Origin of the sequence: Methanoregula sp. (genome assembly GCF_002835825.1) — an archaeon.
In the GTDB taxonomy this organism is placed as follows: domain Archaea; phylum Halobacteriota; class Methanomicrobia; order Methanomicrobiales; family Methanospirillaceae; genus Methanoregula.
Map to the genome: position 1 here is coordinate 1 of NZ_PIZH01000471.1, position 1587 is coordinate 1587.

General features: G+C 57.8%; 3 protein-coding genes. All 3 read left to right on the forward strand.

The window, feature by feature from the left end:
* Nucleotides 1-75 precede the first annotated feature (75 nt).
* Nucleotides 76-288, forward strand: a complete 213-nt coding sequence (locus CW742_RS12380) for a CBS domain-containing protein (RefSeq protein ID WP_292420813.1) — start codon at nt 76-78, stop codon at nt 286-288.
* Between the two features lie 5 nt (nt 289-293).
* A complete protein-coding gene (locus CW742_RS12385) occupies nt 294-1133 on the forward strand; it encodes a CBS domain-containing protein (protein WP_342764884.1) in 840 nt (279 codons plus the stop codon).
* A partial coding sequence (locus tag CW742_RS12390) for a CBS domain-containing protein (protein WP_292420817.1) occupies nt 1130-1587 on the forward strand: 458 nt, incomplete at its 3' end. The genes CW742_RS12385 and CW742_RS12390, both read left to right, overlap by 4 nt.

Consider the following 1587-nt stretch of genomic DNA (forward strand, 5'->3'; position numbering starts at 1 on the left):
TAGTATGTGCGGTATGGGACATGGAGCGGATCCGTACTGATACGTCACCCCAGTATACGAGAAGGGTTCTCGAAGATGGAGACCGGCAATGTCGCAGAAGTGACCGGGCTCGCTGTCAGGAACCTGATCGCCGGCGAACTCTTCACGACGACCCCGGAGAAGACCATCAACCAGGTGGCACAGGAGATGCTCAACAAGAACATCGGGGCGCTTCCGGTCATTGAGAACTCCCACCTTGTCGGCCTCGTCACCGAGTTCGACCTGGTGCGGGCGTTTTCCGGGGGGTGAAGACGGTGCTGGCACGCGACGTAATGACGACCACCGTGTTCGTTGTTGAGCCCAATGCGACGATTGCCCATGCCCGGAACCTGATGGTCCGGCACCGGATCTCCCGCCTCCCGGTGATGGAAGGAGGGAACCTTACCGGCATCATCACCAAGAAGGACATCGCGTACCGCCTCCGACAGGGCGAACCGGCCTGGCGCCGCCGCCCCCTTGACCGGATACCGGTGGGAGCGCTCATGACCGAAAAACCGCTCGTTGTCGCACCTGACACAGGCGTACGGGAGATTGCACGGATGTTCGCACAAGGCAGCATCAGCAGCGTCCCCGTTGTGGATGAAGGTGCGGTGGCGGGGATCGTGACCAAGACCGATCTGATGAAATCCGCTCTTGTCCGGGCACTGGACTGCCCGGCCAGGGACGTGATGGAGGATGCATCAACGGTCAGCCGCTACCACTCGCTTGACCATGTGGTCGGCGTGATGAGTGAACGACACGACAAGGTCCTGGTGCTTGATGATGACGGCACCCTTGCGGGCATCATTACCGAGACCAATCTTGCCTTCTATGACGATGAACCGAAGATCTCGGGTGTGGTTGGAAAAGACGTTTCAATACAGAGACGCGGGACAGCGGCCGGGAAAGCCGGGCAGACCCTGATGGTCATTCCCCCGGTGGCAGCAGAGGACCTGATGACGAGCCCCGTCATCACGGTTGACGCGGACACGATTCTTCCGGACGCGATTGCACTGATGGAAAAACACCATGTCAACAGCCTTGTTGTCATGGAGAAGAGTACCATTGCTGGAATACTGAAACGCGACGATATCATAAAGGAAGTGGCGAAATGACAAAAGAAGTTTTTATAAAAGACGTAATGGCAAAACCCACGACCATAGCAAAATCAGCCAAGATAACAGAAGCACTCGACAAGATGCTCGATGCCGGCCTCGACCCCCTGATTGCGGTCAACAACAATACCGTTGTCGGCACGGTCTCGCGCCAGGCGATCGCAGAGAAGCTCGGGAGCAAACAGAACTCCGGCATTGCCCCGACCGCGATCCACGTAGCAAGCGTTGTCGAGGAGGACTTCACGAGCGTCTATCCCGATGAAAGCATCAACGTCCTGATCCCCCTCCTTCAGCAGTACAAGCTGGTGGTTGTCTATGACGCTGAACACAAGCTCATCGGGCAGGTCAGTGCCGGGGACCTCCTGAAGAAATACCAGCCTACTGACGGTCTTGCCGGAGCCATCGAGAAGACCGTGACTATCGAGGCAGACGAACGCGTTGGCAACGTCCGGCG

Bases quoted from the DNA above. Each gene is read 5' to 3' on its own strand.
- CW742_RS12380 (WP_292420813.1), top strand. From the start codon at position 76: ATGGAGACCGGCAATGTCGCAGAAGTGACCGGGCTCGCTGTCAGGAAC.